At 44.8% G+C, this 18,308-nt stretch carries 16 protein-coding genes; 6 read left to right on the top strand and 10 right to left on the bottom strand.

Going from position 1 to position 18,308, the window contains the following annotated elements; genetic code table 11:
* The first annotated feature begins 68 nt into the window (after nucleotides 1–68).
* Nucleotides 69–737, top strand: a complete 669-nt coding sequence (locus ABE28_RS18320) for a cupin domain-containing protein (RefSeq protein WP_064465757.1) — start codon at nucleotides 69–71, stop codon at nucleotides 735–737.
* An 82-nt stretch (nucleotides 738–819) separates the two neighbouring features.
* Here ABE28_RS18320 and ABE28_RS18325 read toward each other — a convergent pair whose 3' ends face one another.
* From ABE28_RS18325 to ABE28_RS18335, 3 genes are all read right to left on the bottom strand, one after another.
* A complete protein-coding gene (locus ABE28_RS18325; RefSeq protein ID WP_064465668.1) occupies nucleotides 820–1,005 on the bottom strand; it encodes a hypothetical protein in 186 nt (61 codons plus the stop codon).
* Nucleotides 1,006–1,192: 187 nt separating this feature from the next.
* On the bottom strand, nucleotides 1,193–3,784 hold the full coding sequence (locus ABE28_RS18330) for a polynucleotide kinase-phosphatase (protein ID WP_064465667.1): 2,592 nt from the start codon (nucleotides 3,782–3,784) through the stop codon (nucleotides 1,193–1,195).
* Nucleotides 3,784–5,133 carry a 3' terminal RNA ribose 2'-O-methyltransferase Hen1 gene (locus ABE28_RS18335; RefSeq protein ID WP_064465666.1) on the bottom strand — a complete coding sequence of 450 codons (1,350 nt, stop codon included), beginning with the start codon at nucleotides 5,131–5,133 and terminating at the stop codon, nucleotides 3,784–3,786. The genes ABE28_RS18330 and ABE28_RS18335 overlap by 1 nt, the downstream gene beginning before the upstream one ends.
* Nucleotides 5,134–5,559: 426 nt before the next feature.
* On the opposite strand from ABE28_RS18335, the gene ABE28_RS18340 reads away from it, so the two are divergent.
* Both ABE28_RS18340 and ABE28_RS18345 read left to right on the top strand, forming a co-directional pair.
* On the top strand, nucleotides 5,560–7,515 hold the full coding sequence (locus ABE28_RS18340) for an ABC transporter ATP-binding protein/permease (RefSeq protein WP_257390627.1): 1,956 nt from the start codon (nucleotides 5,560–5,562) through the stop codon (nucleotides 7,513–7,515).
* Nucleotides 7,516–7,603: 88 nt separating this feature from the next.
* The gene (locus ABE28_RS18345; protein WP_064465664.1) at nucleotides 7,604–8,188 is read left to right on the top strand and encodes a TetR/AcrR family transcriptional regulator; all 585 of its coding nucleotides are present in this window, start codon (nucleotides 7,604–7,606) and stop codon (nucleotides 8,186–8,188) included.
* Between the two features lie 285 nt (nucleotides 8,189–8,473).
* Here the strand turns inward: ABE28_RS18345 and ABE28_RS18350 are convergent, their stop codons facing one another.
* The 4 genes from ABE28_RS18350 to ABE28_RS18365 all read right to left on the bottom strand — a co-directional run bounded on the left by ABE28_RS18350 (nucleotide 8,474) and on the right by ABE28_RS18365 (nucleotide 10,785).
* Nucleotides 8,474–8,929 (bottom strand): ASCH domain-containing protein, encoded by a 456-nt coding sequence (locus ABE28_RS18350; RefSeq protein ID WP_064465756.1) that lies wholly within the window; start codon nucleotides 8,927–8,929, stop codon nucleotides 8,474–8,476.
* A 32-nt stretch (nucleotides 8,930–8,961) separates the two neighbouring features.
* Nucleotides 8,962–9,420: a VOC family protein gene (locus ABE28_RS18355; protein WP_064465663.1), complete on the bottom strand. Its 459-nt coding sequence runs from the start codon at nucleotides 9,418–9,420 to the stop codon at nucleotides 8,962–8,964.
* Between the two features lie 12 nt (nucleotides 9,421–9,432).
* Nucleotides 9,433–9,885: a GNAT family N-acetyltransferase gene (locus tag ABE28_RS18360; RefSeq protein ID WP_064465662.1), complete on the bottom strand. Its 453-nt coding sequence runs from the start codon at nucleotides 9,883–9,885 to the stop codon at nucleotides 9,433–9,435.
* Nucleotides 9,886–10,026: 141 nt separating this feature from the next.
* Entirely contained in the window at nucleotides 10,027–10,785 is a 759-nt protein-coding gene (locus ABE28_RS18365; protein ID WP_064465661.1) for an SDR family oxidoreductase, read from the bottom strand.
* A 189-nt stretch (nucleotides 10,786–10,974) separates the two neighbouring features.
* Here ABE28_RS18365 and ABE28_RS18370 point away from each other — a divergent pair, with 189 nt between their 5' ends.
* On the top strand, nucleotides 10,975–11,601 hold the full coding sequence (locus tag ABE28_RS18370; protein WP_064465660.1) for a TetR/AcrR family transcriptional regulator: 627 nt from the start codon (nucleotides 10,975–10,977) through the stop codon (nucleotides 11,599–11,601).
* A 237-nt stretch (nucleotides 11,602–11,838) separates the two neighbouring features.
* Here ABE28_RS18370 and ABE28_RS18375 read toward each other — a convergent pair whose 3' ends face one another.
* Together ABE28_RS18375 and ABE28_RS18380 are read right to left on the bottom strand one after the other, a co-directional pair.
* Nucleotides 11,839–12,630 carry a GNAT family N-acetyltransferase gene (locus tag ABE28_RS18375; RefSeq protein WP_064465659.1) on the bottom strand — a complete coding sequence of 264 codons (792 nt, stop codon included), beginning with the start codon at nucleotides 12,628–12,630 and terminating at the stop codon, nucleotides 11,839–11,841.
* Between the two features lie 317 nt (nucleotides 12,631–12,947).
* Nucleotides 12,948–13,856 carry a LysR family transcriptional regulator gene (locus tag ABE28_RS18380; RefSeq protein ID WP_064465658.1) on the bottom strand — a complete coding sequence of 303 codons (909 nt, stop codon included), beginning with the start codon at nucleotides 13,854–13,856 and terminating at the stop codon, nucleotides 12,948–12,950.
* Between the two features lie 123 nt (nucleotides 13,857–13,979).
* Between ABE28_RS18380 and ABE28_RS18385 the strand changes: the two genes are divergently transcribed.
* Complete coding sequence (locus tag ABE28_RS18385; RefSeq protein WP_064465657.1) at nucleotides 13,980–15,983, top strand: YhgE/Pip domain-containing protein; 2,004 nt, start codon at nucleotides 13,980–13,982, stop codon at nucleotides 15,981–15,983.
* A 90-nt stretch (nucleotides 15,984–16,073) separates the two neighbouring features.
* Nucleotides 16,074–16,742, top strand: a complete 669-nt coding sequence (locus ABE28_RS18390; protein ID WP_064465656.1) for an MOSC domain-containing protein — start codon at nucleotides 16,074–16,076, stop codon at nucleotides 16,740–16,742.
* 75 nt (nucleotides 16,743–16,817) lie between these two features.
* Here the strand turns inward: ABE28_RS18390 and ABE28_RS18395 are convergent, their stop codons facing one another.
* Nucleotides 16,818–18,305 (bottom strand): DHA2 family efflux MFS transporter permease subunit, encoded by a 1,488-nt coding sequence (locus tag ABE28_RS18395; protein ID WP_064465655.1) that lies wholly within the window; start codon nucleotides 18,303–18,305, stop codon nucleotides 16,818–16,820.
* Nucleotides 18,306–18,308 lie beyond the last annotated feature (3 nt).

Genomic DNA, 18,308 nt, shown 5'->3' on the forward strand with positions numbered 1-18,308 from the left:
CATGATTTTCACATATAACATATAACATCACCATTCATCCAGATCATTTGGCGGAAAGGAGGAGATCGATCGTGAGTCGTGGTTATGTTCCAGATAACAAAAACCTAAAGAAATCAAGTGGTACTCCGAATCTCTTTTTTGATTCAAGGGATAATGTTTTTTTCGAGCGCGATCCTAATAATATCGCCTATGAAGTCACCTCGACCCAGCTACCTGCGATGGTAGGCGGGGCTTTTGTGGACCTGTTTCTAACCAAGGGACATATACGGGAACCACATTGGCATCCTAATGCCTGGGAGCTGGATGTCGTCGTATCCGGCGAGGCCCTGATCTCGATTGTTGATCCCGACACGAAGAAACTGCATCACTATGTAGCCAAACCCGGTCAGGTCGTCTTCATTCCAATGGCTTGGTGGCATTGGATCAGGCCCGTTTCACAAGAGCTGCACCTCCACCTCTTTTTTAATAATGATCAATTCGAAACGGCTGAAGGATCCGACATGCTGCGTCTGACGCCGCCAGAGGTGTTCCAGCTTTCCTACGGCGTCGATGCCGAGAAAATCGCCGATTCATTGGCACCCATTAACGAGTCGGTCGTCATCGGTCCGCCTGGCAGCCATAAGAAAAACCACGCTCCGCACTATCCTGATCGAAACGAACCGACATACATGGAAAGGCCGCATCGAAAAGGGGAAGGAATAACGATCAACATCAATGATAAACCGATTGATTACTAATGGAATATATTCGCTATGGCTGTTCAGGATTACAATCCACGAAAAAAAAAGGCTGCCTCAGCAGCCCTCCACGTTTTGGCGATCACCTGTAACCTTTGATAAAAAGCAGCATGATCGCCAAGATGATCAAACCGATAAATAATAAAGGCCCGATGCCTGAACTAAACACGAAGTATACCGTAATATGGCGAAAGGCCATCACAACAAGGAATAAGAAAAGCAGGATGCACAAAAAAATGACCAGAGCGGTGTTTTTATTCCGATACAACGTAACCAGCCCCAATTTACTAATCTTTAATTACAAGAAGAATACCAGCATCACTCTTTTAAGAAATGATATGCCGACACCATTTTGTACTATTCTGTAAAAAGTGAATGATATCCGCAACTCTTCGAAAAAAATCCTGCTTTTCTGCAAAAAGAAACGGGCTGCCGCAGCAACCCGTGTTCATTCATTACAATCGGGGATCTACAGGTTCTGACTCCATGGCCAGCGTCCCCAAGACACATTCATGCACGCGCTCGATCGATTCCCCTTTTACATATCGTCGGATGCCCTCGATTCCGAGGGAGAATTCCCTCAGAGCCAATTTTTGCTTTTTGCCCGTACTCCTGTTTTTCAGCCTCTCCAGGTTTGCCGGAAGCAAATAGTCCATGCCATAAATGATGTTCAGATATTTTCTTCCCCTTACCTTAATCGCAGGCTGCAAAAGCTTGCCCTTATTTCTTGCAATGAAGAATTCAGGCTTGATGACAATCCCTTCATGGCCTTCACTGGTGATTTCCTCCCACCATGATATGACCTCTTCTTCACTCGCTTCATCCGTGATCACTTTGTATTCGGTTTCGACGAACAAGCTTGAATACTTTGCAAACTCCCGGTTTCTCTCCATATGCCAAGTATGGGGCTTATCGAAGAAGGCTTGTCCACTATGGGCGAGTACATGAAATGGTGCGATCTGAATCGAATCCATATCCTCGATGTCCCAGCAATACTTTTGAAAGACTTCTTTGAACGTATGGGCGTTTTCCAGCTTCAGCTCATACTCCTTCAGCCAGCCTTGGATATCGGCATTATCAAGAGCCGCCATCTCCAGTTTGTCCTTTAGCATCGTTCGGTCAAGGATCGCATTTTCGGATACATGGGCATATTGACGGCTGATGAGCTCTTTTGCCTTTAAGTTCCATGGCATGATTTCAGCGTCGAGTAGGACATAATCCGTATCATACGTTTCAAAATAGCCGCTTTCACGTAAATCTTGGTTGATCCTCAAGACTAGTCGTTCCTCCGTCTCGACGTCGAAGAAACGTCTTCCCGTCCTTGTATGGATAACCCCCAATGATTCAAAGCCGGTATATGTTTTCGATGCTTCCATATCCCTGAATAGGAAAAGGATGGCACGACTGCCCATATGCTTCTTTTCCGCAATCATGGTTTGGATCCCATTGCTTCTATAATAGTCGATCGCCTCTCTTGGATGTTCCAAAAAGTGGGCCGCTGAAGATGGAGTCGGTGTCGGGCTCATCGTTGGCGGAATATAGATTAATTGTTCAATTGGTATCGTATGATGGGATAGCTTATCGATGGCGGATTTCACGATGTCCTGCTGAACCTTGATCTCACCCATTTTTTCTGTCAAGACCGAAAAGCCGTTGATGAATGTCCCGATATTAGGCGGATTCAGCCGGTTTCTTTCCCATTCTTTCAAAGGGTTTTCGTCATCGCCGGAATGGTTTTGACTCGCTTTTACGGAAATGACTTGCCTTTCCGGATAGCGGAAGGCCGTCAATTCCCCGCCAAAGACGGCGCCTTGATCAATATTGATGGTATTGTTGATCAAAAGCGGCTGTGGCTTGGGATCATGTCCCCAGACGATAAGCGTGCTTTTCTTATGGGAAATATGCCAATCCTTGCGCACGGGTTTTCCTCTTTCATCGAAACCATCTGTATCGCCATAACGGCAAAAGTCGCTTACCGCGTCGGATTGTTTACCGATGAATGCGTCCCTGATTCCAGCATGCACACAAATCACGGTCTGCACACCATTCTTGGTGAACACGTAATGCGAAGGAGCCTGCAAAAGGAATTCCTTAAGCGCCTGCTTCGCTTCTGCCGCTTTTTCGCTGCCATGCTCTTCTTCATACCTTTTGAAATCTTCTTCCACCTTTTCGTCGCCATGATTCAATGTTACATTTCTTCCATCCAGCCACCTGGCAATCTTCCAGCCATGATTACTATCAATCATGTAGGCAGCGGCCTTTTGAACATGTTCATGGAAAAAGAGCATCGTTTTAAGCGACTCCGGCCCCTTGCTCATGACATCTCCCACTGAAACGAATTTCCGTCCTTCGGGATGCAGATAAAGACCTTCTTCATTTTTTTGATAGCCGAGCTTTTCAAGCAGAAGGATCAACTCTTCATGGCAGCCATGAATATCTCCGATGATATCGATACCATGCCCGATGTCTTTTTCAAGAGGATTCGTATCCCTGCTGACCTCTAGGTTTTCTGCTTCCTTAATCGTGTAGACCGAGGAAAAGCCTTCTTTTTTCAGATTTCGCTTTTCTCTTTTGAACGTTTGGCATTGCTGCCTGATACGCCTTTTTCCCCTTGGATGCTCTCTTCCCTCATCCCTAGCAAGAAGTACTTCTTCAGGGGTATCGAGCACAATCGCCTGAATGGGTACATGATGCTTTTTGGCAATCGCGATATATCGCTTCCTATCGTCTGGGTGAAGGTTGGTTGCATCGATCATGGTCAATTTATTCAAGCGGCATCTAGCCTCAATGACGGCATCCATCACGGAAAAGGCTTCCCCTGAAATCGCTTGATATTCGTCCATCAAACTGTCCGCCTCGTCCTTTGCCCGATCACGCCAATCAATGAATTCGATGTCACTGACCATAATCCTGAAATCATCCGAACCTATGACCTCCGAGGATACAATCTCTTCTTTTTCGATCATGCTTTTTAATAAAGTCGATTTACCGCTATTGGATGGACCAACCAACAAGACAATCCCTGCATATGGCAATACGATAGACATTATTCGTCCACCTTCCTTTCAAACACGCACATTTGTGTCGGACAGCCTTGCGTGGCATGCTCTTCACCAATTCCTTCGAAGCGAAGGTCGTAGTGGCCGCGATGATTCCGGGCTGCACACCACTGTTGAAATTCGGCCCTTGTCCACTCGAAACGATGATCCGCATGTCGAAGAACGTCATCCATATCGTAAACCTCGTTATATTCTTGGTTTGGCGTTGTAAGGATCAGGGCTTTCGGCTGATAATCGTGCAAGATCGTATCCATCACCTTCGGAAGGCGATGTTCGTCGATATGCTCGATGACCTCACATAAAATGATGGCATCCTTGTTCTTTAACCTGTCATCATAATAAAAAAGTGAGCCCCAAAGTGTCTCGGGCACGACGAATGTTTCTTTATCCTTCACTTTATCAAATCTTCCCAATGCTTTGAGAGAGGCGGATTGGGATGGCTCGACGGCCAGGATTTCCTTGATTCCCTCGACAAAACCGAGCCGTACGGAAAGCTTTCCTTCGCCTGAACCAAAATCGACCACGCTTCTTGCATTCATATCCCTTACCGCATCAACGATTTTTTCATAGCGAAGGTCATTCAACCGAACCTTGCTTTCTTTTTCAGCCTTCATCTTTTCAGGCTTCTTATTCTCGACAATACTGTATACTTCCTTGAATCGAAGGGATTGGCGATAAATGAAATCACGCATGGGATGCTTCTCTAGCCAGCCCTCCCCATATCTTTCAAGTTTTTCGATTTCCTTTTCATCAATGTAATAATGCTTATAATCGTCGATGACCGGAATCAGAACAAACAAATGCCTTAACCCTTCCTGTAACGTCTTCAGCCCCTTCAAGGAAATAAATCTTGCCGAACTCTTCTCCTTCATATCGAAGGAATATTGGATTTCGGGACGCGTAATGGTCACTTCATAGCCAATCGGCCCGAATAGATCACATAATTGCTTGTCCGATAGAGCGGAAACGACCGGGCCGAAGTCGAACTGGAACGCAAACGGATGTGTCACCCACTCTGCATAATCCTCCTTCGGCTGCCCATTCAACGCTGTCCCCAATGCAGACCTGATCAATGAGCAAAAAATGCTGCTAACCGCAAATTCGCGATCATTTATGTAGTGGGTAATATCATACGAATTAGCATCGCTTTTCACTAATTCCAAGGGGTCCGGGGTAACAAAGATGGTCGCCTCCAACTCCGTTTCCGAGCACTTACTATAAAAAAGGCGCACTAAATGCCCTTTATGATTTCTTTCATACAGGTTATTCGGGTTCTTCGACAATAAGTAAGAAATCGCCTTAACATTGTCCCCCGTCGCCATAATCGTCAGCTGCATGTAAAACACTCCTTTCGAAAAAACAATTTCCAGTTAAAAAGGACTAGTAACCCTAATCTTACCACAAAATGAAAGAGCTTTTCCGATATGTTCGAGTTTTCGGTGCCTTAAATATAGGACGACAAAACGTAAAGGAAAATGGTGAATTGTGGGTTTTTCCATACTCAGCTTCTCCAATCAACTAGTTCGTTTTAAAACAATATTCTTTTTGTTGACAAAAAACTAGTTACTTTCCACTAAAATCCGTTCCATTCAAAAGAAAAATGCAGGTTCCTATAGCTTGTTATCAAAACTCTTGGCTAACACATTACAATTGACAAGTGGTTAAGTACTTGCTAATCTAAAACGGACAGCTGTCCACTTTGTGTTTTGCAAGTGCAGGTATTTATGGTTTTAAAGTTAGCAAATAGAAATAAGGGAGGTAATATGATGAGTTATATTCAAGTTACTCATACTAATAAATCGTATAAGCTCGGCATGAAAGAGAAAGTACAGGTGTTGCACGATGTGAACATATCCTTTCAAAAAGGGGAATTCGTATCCATTTTAGGAGAGTCTGGGAGTGGGAAATCCACTCTTATGAATATCATCGGTGGCATGGATCGTGATTTTGAAGGAGATGTTTCAGTAGATGGAAAGAAGCTTGGACAAATGAAAGAGAAGGAAATTGATGATTACCGCAAATTGAAAATTGGTTTCATCTTTCAAAGCTTCAACTTAATCAGTCACTTATCTGTGTTGGAGAATGTCATGATGACCATGCAAATGACGAATAGACCACGCAGTGAACAACTTGCGAAAGCTAAACAAATATTGACAGAATTAGGATTGGAGAAACATCTAGACAAAAGGCCAAATCAGTTATCGGGAGGTCAAAAACAAAGAGTGGCAATTGCCAGGGCCTTGTCCAATGATCCAGATATCATTTTGGCTGATGAGCCGACTGGAGCATTGGATAAGAAAAACAGTGCACAAATCATGGAGCTTCTGGATGGAATCGCAAAAAAGGGGAAACTTGTCATCACCGTCACGCACTCCCAAAAAGTGGCTAATTACGGTTCGCGCATCATCACAATGGATGATGGAAGGGTTGTAAAAGATGAACAGTTAAAAGATGCATATCCTGCCAATGAACGTACGGAGCAGACAAAGACAAAAAGTCTCGGCTTACCGGCGGCGATTAAAATGGCTGCAAAAAATGTGAGATTAAATAGTAAGCGAAATGTGTTGGTCTCTTTTGGCGGGGCGATCGGCATTTTGAGCGTCATCCTTATGCTTGGACTCGGAAGTGGCGTAACAAAATATATAAACGATGAGATCAGTTCCAGTCTGAACCCGAACGTCATTCAAGCTACAAAAGCTCCGGAACAAGGAAAAGAAGAGTCAAAACAAACACCTTTGCCAAATCCTATCCAAGAAACCGAACCAATCACAGCAAAAGACTTAGAAAAAGCAAAACGCATAAAACATGTGAAGAGCGTAGATCAAGTTTTCACATTGACTTTAAGCAGTTCCATCAACTATAACAAAGGATCGGCTGATATTGTCAGCTTTCAAACGATGAATAGCGCTGTGAAAGAAAGTGATTTGATAGATGGGAAGCTGCCAAAAAAAGGCGAGATTCTATTATCTGATACGCTGGCTAAAAAATTGTCTGACTCTCCGAAAAGTTTGATTGGAAAGAAAGCGACTTTTTATGTGAAGACGAAGGATCAAAAAGATCGGCCTGTTGTTCTGGAAAAGGAAACGACTGTCTCCGGATTAATAAAAGGTCAGATGAATCAAGATACAGCCTACACCACCTATGATACGATTGAGGATATGTATGAATCAAAGGAGTTGCAGGTGTCTGCGTCGCAGCTCGATGTGACTGTCGACGACGAGAAGAATGTAGATAATGTGCAGGCAACTATGGAAAAGAAAGGATTCACAAGCACAGGAGTCGGAAGTATTTTGAACCAGGTGACAACATACTTGAATCTGGCGACAGCTTTGCTTGCAGGAGTAGCTGGCATTTCGTTGCTTGTATCGTCAATCATGATCATTGTTGTCCTTTACATTAGCGTGGTGGAGAGAACGAAGGAAATCGGGATTTTACGTGCGGTTGGCGCGAGAAAGAAAGATATCAAGCGCATCTTTTTTGCAGAAGCGGCAATTCTAGGTGCGGCAAGTGGATTGATTGGCGTTGTGATCGCCGCCCTTATCGGCTTCCTCGGCAACAATGTGATGGAGAGGATGTTTGACGCAAGAATCATCAATATCGGGGTAGGTTATATGGTTATTGGAGTCGTAATTGCTGTGGCCATCAGCATTATTGCTGCTTTGTTTCCAGCAGCGAAAGCAGCGAAATTGGACCCGATGGAATCCCTGCGTTACGAGTAGAATAAATGTAGAGTGAAAGGCGTTTTGTCTAGTTCAGTTCCTTTGTTTACATGTATACTTAGTATAAGAACTAAGGAGGGGTTTTCGTTTGTCTAGAGAGCAAAAAAAAAGTGAAATGACGAAAACAATTATTGAAACAGCAAAACGTCTATTCAATATTCACGGGGTAGAGCAAGTGAGTATGCACATGATTGCGCAGGAAGTGGGGATCGGACAAGGTACAATGTACCGCAGGTTTTCCAATAAAGCGGAATTGTGCATGACTATTTTATCCACGGACTTTCAAGCATTGTTTCAAAGGATCGAACGTTATTTGCAAGAAAATGCCTCTTGCTCATCTTATGAAAAAGGAAAATATATGATTTTGGAAATGATCCGCATGAACGCGGAACACAGCAGTTGGATAGAGGTGATTTTTTCTCAAACAGACTTTAGAGAAATGCATCATAAAGAGAAATTTTCTAAAGTGCCAGCCCCGTTTATAGCTGTTCAGCATATGTTTGAGCCACTGTTTAAAAAAACAGATGGTATGGAGGATCCATTCTTCTGGAGCACAACCTTGGCTTGGAGCTTGAATCCAATTTTGATTCGGACATTTTCGGAAAAAGGATACACTGATGAACAAATAGCTGAACACTTTGCGCAAGTGTTTTTACGTGGGCACGATCGCTAGTTGAGCTTAAATGAAGGGATCTCTGGATAAATGAAAGGGAAGCTATTCTTTTTGCAAAAAGAATAGCTTGTTTTTTTGTAGCAAAAACTACTTAATTTGTACCGGAAAAATATTTTAAATCCAAATGTACTTTAGATATGGACCTTGGAATTCAAGCATGTCTTAATTTCAATTAAAACCAATCTCCCTAAGCATGACCTCTAGAAGCTACATGCTAAAATTTTAATGGTTGCTTTAAAATATCGCACACCCCATCAACTACAAAGATTGTGACTTTCAGGTCCGTTACATTCTCTTCACATCAATCAATTCAAACCGCTCACAAACGAGCAGCATATCTTCTTGAAAGGTGTGACCGATTTTGTGCAGTTCTTCTTTAAAAAAATGTTCATGTGCATTCCACCAGTATGTATACGTTCCATCGCCTTCACCTTCTGCAATCGCGAACTCCTCGCTCACTTCATTCATCGGCAATACTTCGACATTCACTGTTCTTATGATCGCTAAAGGAATATCCTCGCTGCTTAAGATAATGCTGTAATCGCCTACGGACGGCAATGGCTCATTTTCCTCTCCATAAAAAACATGACCGGAGCACGTTGCCGTTTTTATCCCGTCGATCACCAACTGAGCCAACTGATCGGGATCAGCGCCGAATTGCCACGCACTGACTGACTTTGGCATTTCTGCGCCTTTCTTTTCCCAAAATTCATGCCAATATAATTCCGCTTTCTGATTCATTTTATGAGCTTCCTCCTTGATTCGCATGGAAGTTATCCTTCCTGCATTTGTTCCCATTCACTTAAATACATGCGGGTCATGATCTTTTGACGGTTTTCCAGCTTGCAAATGAATTCCAAGCTATTGCCGTCCGGATCATTGAAGTGGATTTTTGCATGTGCATACTCTCCATGCGGCATTACAAAAGGTTCGACTGGTTCAAACCCAAAAGCCTCCCTCGGCTTAAATCCTTTGCCTTCCAGCCATGCGACGGATTTCTTTAAATCTTCCAAGGATACGTGAAAAGCTATGTGACGCAATGAGGGGTGATACTCGACCTCCACTTTCTCCGTTTCCCATAAACCGAGCCACCTTTTATCCTTTTCAATCCATAGGAAAGCCAAATTGTCCTCCACCTTGGGATCCAGCTGCAAGCCAAGCGCTTCATAAAATGCTATCGAACGAGTCAAATCACGCACGGGTAAATGCGCTTCATATAACCCTCTTATCATGCAATCACCTCCTTAAAGCTTCATTTTCAGCCCTTCATGAGTGGCCGTGAATCCTAAGCGTTCATAAAAACGCAGCGAATCTTCCCGCTTTTTATCGGTCGTCAGCTGAATGATATGACATCCACGCGCTTTCGCACGGTCGATTGCATATTGAATCAACTTGCTTCCAATCCCCTTACCCCGTTCTGAAGCTGCCGTCCGTACTCCTTCGATCGTAGCTCGCCAACCGCCTTGATGCGTAAGATAAGGCGTGAAGGTGATTTGTTGCACCCCAACGATTTGCCCATCGAGGCAGGCTACGATCAATTCATTGTTCCTATCAGCATCAATTGATTCAAAGGCATCGAAATAGCTATCTGGAAGCGGGTTTTCATATCGCTCCCGCTCCTGACCTAATACATCGTCGGCGAGCATTTGCACGATTTCGCATAAGTCCGTTGCCATAGCATTCCTGAATGTGACCATATGATCCCTCCGTTTATTCAGTTCCGTTCAATTATAAGTTCTGCTAATGATCCGCCGTTCCCTCTTTTTCCTCTAAGCTTCCATAAAAAAAAGACCGCTGCAATTAGTGATTTGCAGAAGTCTTAAGCATTTACCACTCGCTTAGTAGGCGCTCCACCCTGCATCCGCTGTTATGACGGTGCCGTTGACGAAGCTCGAATCCTCTGAAGCAAGGAATAAAGCGATTTTCGCGATTTCCTCAGGTTTTCCATTGCGTGGATTGATGGCCATTCCCAATTGCTGACGAGAAGCACCGAATCCATTGATATTCGTCATGCTTGAGCCGATATTCGTCTCAACTCCACCTGGCGCTATGGCATTGCAGCGTATGCCCTTGCCGGCGTACATGAATCCCGTATTTTTCGTGAAGCCCACGACTGCATGCTTCGAGGCCGTGTATGCCCCGCCAGCCCGAGCACCATATAAACCGCCGGCGGAAGCGATATTGATGATGACGCCTTTTTGTTTTTCCAAAAAGATCGGCAGCACCTTTCTAGTCGAACGCATGACGCTTGTCGTATTGATGGCAAAAATCCGCTCCCATTTAGCATCTTCAATATCTCCTGCCGGTTCCATGCCATCCATGATACCCGCGTTATTCACGAGAATATCCACCGTACCGTACGAGCCGACCGCCGTATCGATCAAATGCTGAATATCTTCTTCCAATGCCACGTTCGTTTTAATCGCAAAGGCGGTGCCGCCAGCCGCTTTAATTTCTTCGGCCGTCTCATTCGCACCATCCAGATTCACATCCGATACGACGACTTTGGCACCTTCTCCAGCATATAGGATCGCAATTTGTTTCCCCATGCCTGATGCTGCACCTGTTACGACGGCAACCTTGTCCTGTAATTTCATCTAATCTCCCCCAGTTCATAAATGTTGTTGGTAAAAGTGAATCTTAGTGTACAGATGTTCATTAACTACCTTCCTTTATAGTATAATTAGTTTCAATAACGTTATTCAATCAGCAAATGCAGCCCTCGATGTTGAACAATGAACATTAAGGATGCATTTTGATCATTAACGGAACAAGGAGTGTTGAAAATGGCGAATTACAACACGGGGATTGATAGAAGAATCAGGAAATCCAAAAAAACTTTAAAGACTTCCCTCATATCGTTGATGCAGAGTAAGGATTTCAGGGAAATATCCATCACTGACATCGTCGAACACGCTGACCTGAATCGCGGTACCTTCTATAAACATTATCAGTACAAGGAAGAGCTGCTTGAAGAAATGATGGAGGATGTCATCGCCGATTTGATCATATCTTACCGGGAGCCATACAAACATGTCGATGTATTCACCATCAATGAGTTAACGGCTTCAGTGATCAAAATATTTGAACATGTTGCTGCCCATGCCGACATTTATACACTCGTACTGAAGTCGAATGCATTGCCGACTTTACATGATAGAATTTGTGAGGAATTAAAGAAGCTCCCATTGGAGGACCTGGAGGATTATCGGCCGAACACCAAAATTAATAAAGCACTTGCCTCCAGCTACCAAGCCTATGCCATTTTGGGCATGATCATCGAATGGGTCAACACCGGCTTTACCTATAGTGCGGACTATATGGCGGAACAATTACTTGAAATCATCACGAACAGACCAGTTGATGCTGTTTATAAAATAAGCAAAACGTTTAAAGAGGACGCACTGGAATAAGAGGAATGCACAGGCCCCCACTCTTGTTCCTTCCAATACTGGACACGAACCTTTTTCCCGATCAAGAACGGCTGCTCCTTCAAAACCACGAATATGGACATAACCGATATAAAAGAGAATGAAGGCAGCCAAAATCGCCAGAATTCCTGGCAACATGTTTAATAAAAAGGGAAATCCTTTTTTATAAAGCCTTTCCCTCAGTGATGGCAGTCAACAAGAAATTTCCACATATTACACCTACTGATTTTTCACAAAAATGGAGTAGCTACTAGGCTCGCGGAACCCCAAGCGATCCGCCAGCTTCCTTGACGCCAGGTTTTCGACGTTGCAATCCCAGCAAGGTATCATTTCATTCTTTAAGCAATGATCAATAAAGGCTTGGGCCGCTTTCTTGGCCACACCCATTCCCCTATACTCGGCATCCACGTAAATATCGATTTCGGCATATACCTTACCCCTGAAAATCGACGTGCACTCTCCAGCCAGTGCCGTTTCCCCATCGATCACGGAATAGCCAAATCCCTTATCCAGGAAATGCCCTGCAGACCCCCAAAATCGCTCATAGTACTCAAGATTGAACTCATGACTGCTCCTTATCGTTGCTTCATCCAGCCTGCTTACAGTGAAAGGTTCCTGCAACTGAACCTCTTTGACACCATACTCCTCGGGATGAAAGGTGAATGAATATCGGCTGCTTTGTTTCAGTTCTAACCTGAAGCAATCCGAAATAAGCCCGTCCCAACCACCACTCCCTGAAAATAGCGTGAACCGCCTTCCTTCTTTCAGCTTGCTGCTGCAAAATTTCAAAAAATGCTTATTGAACGCAACGTTTGAAATTGGACCGCCAACAAAATATAAACCCGAATCCGTTCCCACAAAAATCGTTTTTGGCGAATTGAGATCATCGGCAAAAACAAATCCTGGAATGAACCGTTCCAGCACCGCGAAAACAAATGTCGGGCATCGCTCCTTCCTTTTATATAGATAAGGCAACAGCCTTTCGAACTCCTTTTTTTCTAACTCCTGCAATTCCGCTCCCTCCCCTAAGCCTTACTTCTATTTATTTGGACCTGCCATGCATTTTCCGGGCATTTGTGTCATTTAATTCGGCCTTCTCACCATTTAATCCGCCCTACAGCCGATAATTCGGCCTTTTCACCTCTTAATTCGTCCTTCCGACCATTAATTCGACCTTATCGCCAATTAATTCGACCTTTTCACCTGTTAATTCGGCCTTCCGACCATTAATTCGACCTTATCGCCATTTAATTCGGCCTTCTCACCTGTTAATCCTTCCTTCCGACCATTAATTCGTCCTACGACCTTTAATCCGTCCTTCCGACCATTTATTCTTCCTTCTTTTTCAGCCTGGCTGTGTTGACGGCAGAGAAGTAGTCCATGACAAATGGGCGAAATTGTTCGGCTGCTGGTGTGAAGTAGCGTTTTTCCGACCAGGCTAGGCCAATTGTTCTCTGACACATAGGCTCGGTTATCCGGAGTTTATGTGAGGATGTTCCCGATTGGTGGAGCCAGGTCAATTCGGATACGAAGGCGATGCCTAGTCCTTTTCTGACAAGGTCCGAGATGACAGCCGGTTCATCGCCTTCAAACGCGATGTGCTGGACAAATCCAGCCTCCAGGCAAAATTGGTCCGTTAGACTGCGGAATCCAAAGCCTGTGTTCATGCTGATGAACGGTTCATCCTTCACTTCCTGGAGTTCAATGCTTTCCCTGCCTGCCAGCCGATGATTCGGTGGCACGATCAAGTAAATTTCTTCGGTGATCAGCGGCTCCCACTTGATGTCGGCTCCTTCAATCGGGACGGAGGAAATGCAGTAATCGATTTCTCCTTCGATGAGCAGCTGCTTCATGGATGATATCGATTTCAGGAACTGCTGAAAGCGGACATCTGGATATTTAGTTAAAAAAGTGCCCAATAAATCTGGCAGGACCCTCGGTATGGTGACGGCCAGCGTGATGTTTTTTTGGTCGTGATCGGATAATTCCTCGATTTCACGCCTGCCTTCATTCAGTTCGGCAAAAGCCCGTTCGACCCTGTTCAAAAATTTTCTTCCAGCTGCATTGAGCCTGATTTTCCGATGTTCCCTATCGAATAATGTGACACCCAAATCCTCTTCAAGGCGAGATATCGTTTTACTAAGTGAGGGCTGGGCTATTTGAAGCTTTTCGGCGGCCTTCGTCATATGTTCAAGATGTGCTACGGTTTGAAAATACTGAAGCTGCAATAATTCCACTTTCCCCACTCTTTTCATATAGATTTAAATCTATTATTACATAAACAATTATGTATTATACAGCATTAATAAAAGCCCTTATGATGAAATAATCTCATTTAGTTGGAAAGGGCAGGCTCAATAATGAAAGGTATGCAACTTGTATTACATGATATTAAAGCAATGTGGATGCACAAACATGGGAGAATCGCGCTGATTTTCCTTTTGGTCGTTCCTTTGATTTACGCAGGTTTCTTCCTGGCGGGCTATTGGAACCCATATGGACAGCTTGATCAGCTCCCAGTAGCTGTAGTCAACCAGGATAAAGGCGCACTAATGGACGAGAAGCCGATCGAAGCCGGTGAAGACTTCGTTAAGGAATTGAAAAAGCAAAAAGAATTGGATTTCCATTTCATCTCACAAAAAGAGGCTGATTCGGGCCTTAAAAAAGGCACCTATTATATGGTCGTGACGATTCCGAAGGATTTTTCCGAAAACGTCACGACATTAATGGATGAAAAACCAAAAACGGCCAAGCTTTTATATACTGTCAATCCTGGCAAGAACTTCGTTGCCTCGCAAATTAGCACAACAGCGGTTGAAAAGATGACGACGAAAATCAATGCAAGTATAACTAAAGTCTATTCAGAAGGCATCCTTTCAAAATTCCAGGATGTTTTAAAAGGCATGGCGGATGCGGGAAATGGAGCGGAAAGGCTGCATCAAGGAACGCTGGCTGCGAAAAACGGCAGCGCCAAGTTATCGGACGGCATTCAAGGTTTGCATGCGGGTGCCGAGAAGCTGCAATCAGGAAGCAACCAGCTTGTGGATGGCCAAAAAGCTTTGGCTGACGGGGCCGCCGGTATCACGGAAGGTTCCCGGAACTTGTATTCCGGGATGAAGCGGCTTTCGGATGGACATCAATCATTGGAAAATGGCATGAACAATCTTAACCAAGGGATTAAGAACTGGTCAGCCGGAAATGACAAATTAAGCCAAGGTCAAGATCAGGCAGCCGATACGGCGAATACGCTGAAAAAACAATTGGCTGAGTATGGCAAGAGTCATCCTGAAGCAATGCAGGATCAAGACTTCAAGCAGATTCTTGCCCTATCGGAGGGAATATCCAAAGCAGCCACCACGATGCAGGCCGGTCAAAAGCAGCTGGGCGAAGGTGCCGCCAAAGTGACAGATGGCCAAGATGCCCTTCAGGCAGGGATGAAAACCTTCGGGGATAAAATGACATTAGCCTTATCTGGCGCCAAGCAATTAAACGACGGGTCCGTTGATTTTGCCGATGGATTTTCCAACTGGTCAAACGGCTTCTCCCGTTTTCAGGGCGGCATCGATTCACTTGCCAGCGGAAGCAGCAGGCTCGCAAATGGTTCGGCGGACCTTCAAAGCGGCTTGGCTTCATTGGAAACCGGATCGAATCAATTATCGACAAAGCTTAATGAAGCTGCGGACAAAACGGCCAGCCTACAGTATGATGATTCGAACACGACGATGTTCTCTGAACCTGTGGAATTGGTTCAATCGAACCTATCCGACGTTCCTAACTATGGAACCGGAATTGCCCCTTATTTTCTATCTTTAGCCTTTTATGTGGGCGGCATCATGGCTTCCAATATTCTGCCGCTCGGCCGCCGACAGAATCTTACGGTTAACGGAACGGTCCATTTTACGAATAAGCTGGGGCTTGTCTATGTAATCGGCCTAATACAGGCATTGCTGGTGGATGCGGTTGTGCTTCTAGGCTTCCATTTGCAGGTCGCAAGCGTCCCTGTATTCATTTTATCAAGCATCATCGTTTCCTTTACCTTCATGACGTTCATTCTCATGCTGGTTACTGTATTCGGAGTGGTCGGGAAATTCGCGGCCGTCACGCTCCTCGTATTCCAACTGGCTACCTGCGGCGGAACCTTCCCTGGTGAACTGGGGATGTCATTATTGACGAAAATAGGTCAATTTTTACCGATGGCCCATTCCCTGCAGGAGCTTCAAGAAGTCATCTCCTTAGGGGGCTGGGAAAACCTGCGGACACAGATATGGATTATGCTTGCCTATCTCGTTTCTGCCGCGGTCATCGGCTGGATAACCAGTCATATCCAGCATGCTAAAGTGGCTTCCGACGAAGTGATCACATGATTTAAGGAGCCGTGTCATTCTCATCGGAATGGCATGGCTCTTCGCTTTTTTGTATAATGGTCATAAAGTCCAGATGGAGGGCGATTGGAGATGCTTGAACAGCTATATGAAGTGAAATCATTGAATATGGGAAAAACCGAAACCTACCATTTCGGAAAAAAGGTGTACCGATCCGCGATTAAAAAGAGCCCAGTGGACGGTCCTGTATTTTTAAGCAAGGTAGGATTGGCTGGTGATGAACAGGCCTATGAACATCACGGCGGGGAAAATAAAGCTTTATGTTTATACCCGTTCGACCATTATGAACACTGGAGACCTGCTTTTCAAAATATGGTCGATACCGCCCTTTTTGGCGAAAATCTCACGGTCACTGGTCTGACGGAGGATAAAGCCCATATCGGGGATATCTTTTCGCTTGGCGAGGCCATTATCCAAGTATCCGAGCCGCGTAATCCTTGTTATAAACTTGCAGCCAAATATGAGGTGCCAAGCTTGATCGTCCAAGTTCGAAATACAGGATACACAGGGTTCCTGCTAAGAGTGTTGAAGGAAGGAATGATTTCCCCCAATGACCCGATGCAATTGATCGAGCCCCACCCACAAAAGGTTTCGGTTGCATTAGTCAATGATGTTAAATTCCATGACCGTTTCAACCGTGATAAAGTGGATCAGGTTTTACAAGTCAAAGAATTATCCGAGAGCCTGCATCTTGCCATTAAAGAACAGTTCGATTCCGGACGAAAAAATGGCTGGGGCTGATGGTAGATCGGAATGACAAAATAAGCCCCCATACGGCTGCCGAGGCAGACCATATAGGGGCTTTCCTTGTGTCTTTTACGCGGTTTGCTTTTTCTTCTCGACTGGTTTTTCTTCAGCCGGCCATGCGCGTTTGATGAATACCGTTAAAATAAGCGCCACGGCTGCAATGAAGGTCGAGACGAGGAATGAGAAGTTGATTCCATCCAGCATGGCCTGCGTCCCGATTTGGGCTTTCATTTGTCCCATCATCTCAGCGGTGGGCTGACTTGTTAATTTGCTCATCGCTTTCGTCATTAACTCTTCAGCAGATGAAGCGGCACGGTTTGACATGACCGTAACAAGCAAGGCTGTACCGATAGCACCCGAAATTTGGTTCAAAGTGTTATTCATTGCCGTACCGTGCGGGTTCATACGGGCTGGCAGCGAGTTCAATCCATTTGTCATGATTGGCATCATCGACATGGACATTCCGAATGAACGAATGGAAAACAGGATTATAATATGGGTATAAGTGGTTTCCATTGATAACTTACTTAAGTAATACGTAGTCACCACGGTGATAAGCAAACCGATTGAAGCAAGAATGCGGGCACCGAACTTATCGAAGAGCTTACCGGTGACAGGTGACATGAAGGCCATTAATAACGCACCCGGCAGCATCAGTAATCCAGAATCGAATGGTGAAATGCCACGGACTGTTTGTGTGTACATCGGAATTAAAATCATCCCCGAGAACATCGCCATATTCAGCACGATTGAAATCGTTGCTGAAAGTGCGAACATCGGGTGCTGGAAAATCTTGAATTCAAGCATTGGCGTTTCCATTTTAAGCTGGCGTGTAATGAAAAGGACCAGGGAAATGGCACCGACGAATAGTGTTCCGTATACCCAAGGGCTATCCCAGCCTTTGCTGCCCGCCGAACTGAATCCGTAAAGCAAACCGCCGAAGCCTAAGCTTGAAAGGATGACCGATATTTTATCGATGTGGATATCGACTTTTTCCTTGTGGTCCCGAAGTTTAAAGAAACCGAAAACAAGAACGAGTAACGCAAGCGGCGTAATGAAATGGAAGAGCATTCTCCAATCATAATGTTCAATGATCCAGCCTGACAGCGTCGGCCCGATTGCAGGGGCGAACATCATGACTAAACCGAATAATCCCATTGCCGATCCCCGTTTTTCGACAGGGAAAGAAGTTAATAGCACATTCATCAAAAGCGGCATCATGATCGCAGAACCTGCAGCCTGAACCATCCGTGCCCCTAATAGTAGCGGGAAAACTTCTGCTACTCCTGCAATGATCGTCCCGATGGAGAACAGCAGCATCGCTGTCAGGAAGAGATTTCGTACCGAATATTTCCTTATTAAAAAGGCAGTTGTCGGAATCATGATCCCGTTCACAAGCATGTAGCCTGTTGTCAGCCATTGGACTGTGGAGGTTTCTATCCCTAAATCTTTTGTAATCGATGGCAGTGCAATATTTAAAAGGGTCGAATTAAGTATCGCTATGAACGCACCGACCATCAGTATGATCAATATGCCATAAGAGCCCTTTTTTTCCATTGT

This window comes from Peribacillus muralis (assembly GCF_001645685.2).
In the GTDB taxonomy this organism is placed as follows: Bacteria; Bacillota; Bacilli; order Bacillales; family DSM-1321; genus Peribacillus; species Peribacillus muralis_A.

Coding starts and splice junctions, on each gene's coding strand:
- ABE28_RS18330 (WP_064465667.1), bottom strand. CDS start 3,784: ATGTCTATCGTATTGCCATATGCAGGGATTGTCTTGTTGGTTGGTCCA.
- ABE28_RS18335 (WP_064465666.1), bottom strand. CDS start 5,133: ATGCAGCTGACGATTATGGCGACGGGGGACAATGTTAAGGCGATTTCT.
- ABE28_RS18340 (WP_257390627.1), top strand. CDS start 5,560: ATGATGAGTTATATTCAAGTTACTCATACTAATAAATCGTATAAGCTC.
- ABE28_RS18350 (WP_064465756.1), bottom strand. CDS start 8,929: ATGAATCAGAAAGCGGAATTATATTGGCATGAATTTTGGGAAAAGAAA.
- ABE28_RS18355 (WP_064465663.1), bottom strand. CDS start 9,420: ATGATAAGAGGGTTATATGAAGCGCATTTACCCGTGCGTGATTTGACT.
- ABE28_RS18360 (WP_064465662.1), bottom strand. CDS start 9,885: ATGGTCACATTCAGGAATGCTATGGCAACGGACTTATGCGAAATCGTG.
- ABE28_RS18365 (WP_064465661.1), bottom strand. CDS start 10,785: ATGAAATTACAGGACAAGGTTGCCGTCGTAACAGGTGCAGCATCAGGC.
- ABE28_RS18370 (WP_064465660.1), top strand. CDS start 10,975: ATGGCGAATTACAACACGGGGATTGATAGAAGAATCAGGAAATCCAAA.
- ABE28_RS18385 (WP_064465657.1), top strand. CDS start 13,980: ATGAAAGGTATGCAACTTGTATTACATGATATTAAAGCAATGTGGATG.
- ABE28_RS18390 (WP_064465656.1), top strand. CDS start 16,074: ATGCTTGAACAGCTATATGAAGTGAAATCATTGAATATGGGAAAAACC.
- ABE28_RS18395 (WP_064465655.1), bottom strand. CDS start 18,305: ATGGAAAAAAAGGGCTCTTATGGCATATTGATCATACTGATGGTCGGT.